This is a genomic window from Pseudoalteromonas sp. ESRF-bin5 (genome assembly GCF_002632075.1).
GTDB classification, from domain to species: domain Bacteria; phylum Pseudomonadota; class Gammaproteobacteria; order Enterobacterales; family Alteromonadaceae; genus Pseudoalteromonas; species Pseudoalteromonas marina.
On sequence record NZ_NTLW01000193.1, the window covers coordinates 1 to 5,339 of the forward strand.

The 5,339-nt window shown below is 40.3% G+C and carries 3 protein-coding genes and 3 tRNA genes; 3 read left to right on the forward strand and 3 right to left on the reverse strand.

From position 1 onward, the window contains the following. Window position 1: 1 nt before the first annotated feature. From BCG07_RS11795 to BCG07_RS11805, 3 genes are all read right to left on the reverse strand, one after another. Window positions 2–78, reverse strand: a tRNA-Asn gene (locus BCG07_RS11795). A 21-nt stretch (window positions 79–99) separates the two neighbouring features. Next, a tRNA-Asn gene (locus BCG07_RS11800) sits at window positions 100–176 on the reverse strand. Between the two features lie 21 nt (window positions 177–197). Then, window positions 198–274 (reverse strand) — tRNA-Asn (locus tag BCG07_RS11805). 1,053 nt (window positions 275–1,327) lie between these two features. Here BCG07_RS11805 and BCG07_RS11810 point away from each other — a divergent pair. The 3 genes from BCG07_RS11810 to BCG07_RS11820 form a co-directional block, all read left to right on the forward strand. Further along, window positions 1,328–2,707, forward strand: a complete 1,380-nt coding sequence (locus BCG07_RS11810) for an MATE family efflux transporter (RefSeq protein WP_286890270.1) — start codon at window positions 1,328–1,330, stop codon at window positions 2,705–2,707. Further along, window positions 2,704–4,698: an excinuclease ABC subunit UvrB gene (gene uvrB / locus BCG07_RS11815; RefSeq protein WP_008129815.1), complete on the forward strand. Its 1,995-nt coding sequence runs from the start codon at window positions 2,704–2,706 to the stop codon at window positions 4,696–4,698. The genes BCG07_RS11810 and uvrB overlap by 4 nt, the downstream gene beginning before the upstream one ends. A gap of 3 nt (window positions 4,699–4,701) precedes the next feature. Continuing rightward, window positions 4,702–5,339, forward strand: a 638-nt coding sequence (locus BCG07_RS11820) for a class I SAM-dependent methyltransferase (protein WP_286890268.1), incomplete at its 3' end; no start/stop codon positions are given.

The window sequence follows — 5,339 nt, forward strand, 5'->3', positions numbered from 1 at the left end:
TTGGCTCCCCCTCCCCGACTCGAACGGGGGACCTGCGGATTAACAGTCCGTCGCTCTAACCAACTGAGCTAAGGGGGAACTACATCATATACATAAACTTGGCTCCCCCTCCCCGACTCGAACGGGGGACCTGCGGATTAACAGTCCGTCGCTCTAACCAACTGAGCTAAGGGGGAATCGTTTATGGTTAAAAAGCTTGGCTCCCCCTCCCCGACTCGAACGGGGGACCTGCGGATTAACAGTCCGTCGCTCTAACCAACTGAGCTAAGGGGGAAGCGTCTTGCCCTTCAACGGGGCGAAATATTAATGACCGCGCTGCAAAGTGTCAACATATAAAAGTCATAAATTAAAAAAAGAGGTTTATTCGTTGTTTTTATGTGCAATCTGCGTGTTTTATAGCTTTATTTGAAACCATTTATTGGCCTTTCAATAAAACCATCAGTGGTAAACTAGCGCTAAGTGATCGTTTGCTATAGCCAATTGAGTAAATAAAATACGACTTTGAAATGATTTGGTCTGTGTAAAACACAAAATTTAAAAATACTGACTCTTGGTTTTAACTATTTATACTCAAAAACCTGACGTTAGGGTATTTTTAATCCTAAGTAATAAAATCTAAAGCGTATGCTTTTTAAACGTTTGTAATTTTAGCACCTAACCATATACGCAAGTAAAAGCAAAGGTGCTCATAAATAATACAATCAATAACTTGCAATTATAAATGCTGAAAACAGGTTAGCTTAATAACCACATTGCAAATAAAATTTACTAACCTGATGAAATAGGTTTGCAAAGGTTATAAAACAATATAAAAGCAAATCTCATCACTTTTTAAGTTAGTAGTAAAAATGTATCTCTCTTAAACCCTTTATAAATGCGGGGTCCAATGAGTTATCCACGGTTTCTGTGGATAACTCTGTTTATGAAACTTTAAGAACATCAGCAGCACCAGTAATTTAGAGTGCTACAACGATTTCAAGCTTTTAAATCATTATTTTTATTTCATTTAAAAACAATGGCTTAAGGTTTTTGTTTTATTGTGTGTGATACGATGAGTGGAATTTTTCGTTACGATAAATCAAAAAGGAGATTTGTGTAAAAAAGCATCAGGTGGCGCGTGTGTTTTGTAATAAAAGTAACAATTATGTGTCTTAATTGTTTTTTGGCGCGTTAACCCGCTGTTTTAACAAAACCGTTTAAAAAGCAACGTTTACTTCGAGGGCGCATTTTAAGCGGTTTTCTTGCATTAAATCTATTGATAAATCCGTGGCTTGAATTGCCCTGATGCTTTAAAATGATCAACTCAGTAAAAGAGGCTATTTATTTCATGCGCGCAACACAAAATACCAAGACTCGCCCAGATTTACTCAATGATCCCATCTTACCCACGTTGAAAACCATGACTGTTCCAATGATTTTTGGCATGATCATGTTAATGATGTTTAATATTGTTGATACCTTTTTTATTAGCTTGTTAGGTACTGAGCCCCTTGCGGCAGTGAGTTTTACATTCCCTGTTACATTTACTGTAATTAGTTTGGCTATTGGATTAGGAATAGGTACTTCAGCTGTCATTGCAAAAGCATTAGGCAGTAACAAAATAGATGAAGCCCGTTTTGACGCCAGCATCTCTATATTAGTGGCTGTTGTACTTGTGCTTGCGTTATCGCTTATTGGTTATCTACTTATTGACCCTGTGTTTACATTATTGGGGGCAGGGCAGCAGGTGCTTCCGTTAATTCATGACTACATGAATATTTGGTTTATTGGCAGTGTATTTTTAATCACACCAATGATTGGTAACTCCGTATTACGTGCCAGTGGTGATACTAAAACGCCAAGTATTGTAATGGGGGGGGCTGGGCTAATAAATGCAATACTTGACCCAATGCTGATATTTGGTTTTGGTCTTATACCTGCTATGGGTATTCAAGGTGCTGCGATTGCAAGTGTAATAGCTTGGGCTGTAGCCGTTGTGATTATTTTATATATATTAATCGTAAAAAAGCGACTACTTAGCTTAAAAGCGGGCTCACAAACGGTTATGGGGGCGATCCGAAAAATCTTAAAAATAGGTGTACCTGCTGCAGGTGCTAATATGCTCACGCCTGTTGCAATGGCTGTCATGACCGCACTTGTAGCTAATCATGGTCCTGAGGCTGTTGCCGCGTTTGGTGTTGGTAGCAGAATAGAGTCTATTGCAAGTATTTTAGTGCTTGCCTTATCAATGACACTCCCTCCATTTGTTAGTCAAAATTTTGGGGCTGGAAAATTATGTAGAGTGAAAGATGCATACATAGGTACCTTGAAGTTTGTCATGGCTTGGCAGTTCATAATTTATATTTTACTGATTATTTTTTCTGGCGTTATAAGTCAGTTATTTGGTAAAGAGCAAGCGGTAATAGATGTAATTAAACTTTTTATTTATATCATTCCACTTAGTTATGGTCTGCAAGGTGTGATCATATTATCAAACTCATCGTTTAATGCTTTGCATAAACCAATGAACGCGCTGTTTTTAAGTGTTATACGGTTGTTTGTTTTCTATGTTCCGTTTGCTTATTTAGGTAGTCGTTTTGCAGGGTTAACGGGATTATTTATAGGTGCTGCTGTCGGTAATTTATTTACCGCATTGGTAGCGTATAAATGGTTTATAAAAGAGCTTGAGTCTTTGAGCAGTCAGTCGTTACAGGAGTGCAATAGTTGAGTGATCATTTTCAGTTAAAATCACAGTTTAAACCAGCAGGGGATCAACCCACCGCAATAAAGCAGTTGTGCGAAGGTTTAGAGGCCGGGCTTGCTCATCAAACATTGTTAGGGGCTACAGGTACGGGTAAAACCTTCACCATGGCTAATATTATTAGTGACTTAAATCGCCCAACAATTATTATGGCCCACAATAAAACGTTGGCTGCGCAGCTTTATGGTGAAATGAAAGAGTTTTTTCCTAAAAATGCCGTTGAATATTTTGTTTCTTATTACGACTATTACCAACCAGAGGCCTATGTTGTATCGAGCGATACGTTTATCGAAAAAGATGCTTCAATAAATGAGCACATAGAACAAATGCGTTTAAGTGCTACTAAAGCACTTCTTGAACGCCGCGATACCATTATTGTTGCATCGGTTTCGGCTATTTATGGTTTGGGTGACCCCCAGTCATACATGAAAATGATGTTGCTTTTAAAAGTAGGCGAAAAAGTTGACCAGCGTGACATGCTTCGCCGCTTAGCCGAAATACAATATACCCGTAACGACATAGAGTTTAGCCGAGGTACTTACAGAGTTCGCGGCGAAGTGGTCGACATATTCCCGGCAGAGTCAGAAACATACGCAGTGCGGGTAGAAATGTTTGACGACGAAATAGAGCGCTTGAGTATTTTTGATCCGCTGACAGGTGCTGTTGAAAAACATATTGTGCGTGCCACTATTTATCCTAAAACGCACTATGTAACTCCGCGAGAAAAAATTCTAGGCGCAATCGAAAATATTAAAATAGAACTAAAAGATAGAAGAGCTCAATTACTCAGTGCCAATAAATTGGTAGAAGAGCAGCGTATTGCGCAGCGCACTCAGTACGACATAGAAATGATGACCGAGTTGGGTTATTGCTCGGGAATAGAAAACTACAGTCGATATTTATCGGGGCGAACTCCTGGCGATCCGCCACCAACATTGCTTGATTACCTGCCTGATGACGCATTAATGATTATTGATGAATCCCATGTAACGGTGTCGCAAATTGGCGCTATGTATAAAGGCGACAGAAGCCGTAAAGAAAACCTTGTAGAATATGGTTTTAGAATGCCCTCAGCCATGGATAATCGCCCACTTAGGTTTGAAGAGTTTGAGGCCATTGCTCCGCAAACCATTTATGTATCGGCAACGCCTGGCGACTTTGAAATGGAGCGCAGTGGCGGGGAAGTTGCAGAGCAAATTATTCGTCCAACAGGGCTTTTAGACCCGCTTATAGAAGTAAGGCCTGTTGGCGACCAAGTTGATGATTTATTATCAGAAATATACCAATGTGTTGAAAAAGGTGAGCGCGTATTAGTGACTACGCTTACTAAACGTATGTCTGAAGATTTAACCGACTACCTAAGTGAACACGGCGTAAAAGTACGTTATTTGCATTCAGACATAGATACTGTAGAGCGCGTAGAGATAATTCGTGATTTACGCGCAGGGGTGTTTGACGTGCTAGTAGGCATTAACTTACTAAGAGAAGGTTTGGATATGCCTGAAGTGGCGCTGGTTGCGATACTGGATGCCGACAAAGAAGGCTTTTTACGTTCAACGCGCTCGCTTATTCAAACTATTGGTCGTGCCGCGCGTCACCTAGATGGCCGTGCTATTTTATATGGCGATAAAGTGACTAAATCTATGGCAAAAGCGATAGATGAAACAAGCCGCAGGCGCGAAATTCAACATCAATACAATATAGATAACGGCATAGAGCCACGTGCTTTAGCCAAAAAGATCCTTGATGTGATGGATGTAGGCGAAGAAGCTGGACCTAAAGATAACCTACAACTTATTCGTAAAGAGTCTAAAAAGGTGCTTAGCGCGAAAGAAATTGCAGCGCAAATCAAGCAGCTTGAAACTAAAATGCACGCGTATGCGAGTAATTTAGAATTTGAAAAGGCGGGCTCTGTGCGCGACGAAATACACGAACTACAACAACAGTTGATTAATTAAAAAATGACTATAAATTTTACGCCTCTTATCACGGCACTTGAGAGTGCCCCTATTTTAAATAACGAACTGTGTCGTGTTTTTCACGGGCGAGGCCATAGTATTGAGGCATTAAGCCACTTAAATTTAGATTTTTACCCGCCAAGCTTATTTTTAGTCTCTTACGATGAAATAGACGACAACACGCTTAATCAGCTAACCGAAACACTTTGGCAGTGGGCGCAAGCGCATTACCCAGAGTTAATTACCTCGCTTGTTTATCAGCAGCGCGCAGGTGTACAAAGCCAAAATACCGTTATGTTTGGAGCGCTTCCTAACCCGCATACAGTAACCGAAAACGGAATTCGCTTTTTAGTTGATTTGCAAAGCCGCCAAAATACCGGGATTTTTCCAGATATGCGAAGCGGCCGTGAGTTTGTAATGGCGAATAGTGAGCATGGCAAAGTACTTAATTTATTTTCGTACACGTGCGGCTTTTCGTTAGCAGCAATGCAGGGCGGCGCTGATCACGTAATGAATATGGATATGAGCAAAGGAGTACTCAAAGTAGGTAAGCAAAACCATCAGTTAAATGGCTTTGACAAAGGCGTGAGTTACTTACCTCACGATATTTTAAAGTCGTTTGGTAAATTAAAAAAAGCGGC

Coding starts and splice junctions, on each gene's coding strand:
- BCG07_RS11810 (WP_286890270.1), top strand. CDS start 1,328: ATGCGCGCAACACAAAATACCAAGACTCGCCCAGATTTACTCAATGAT.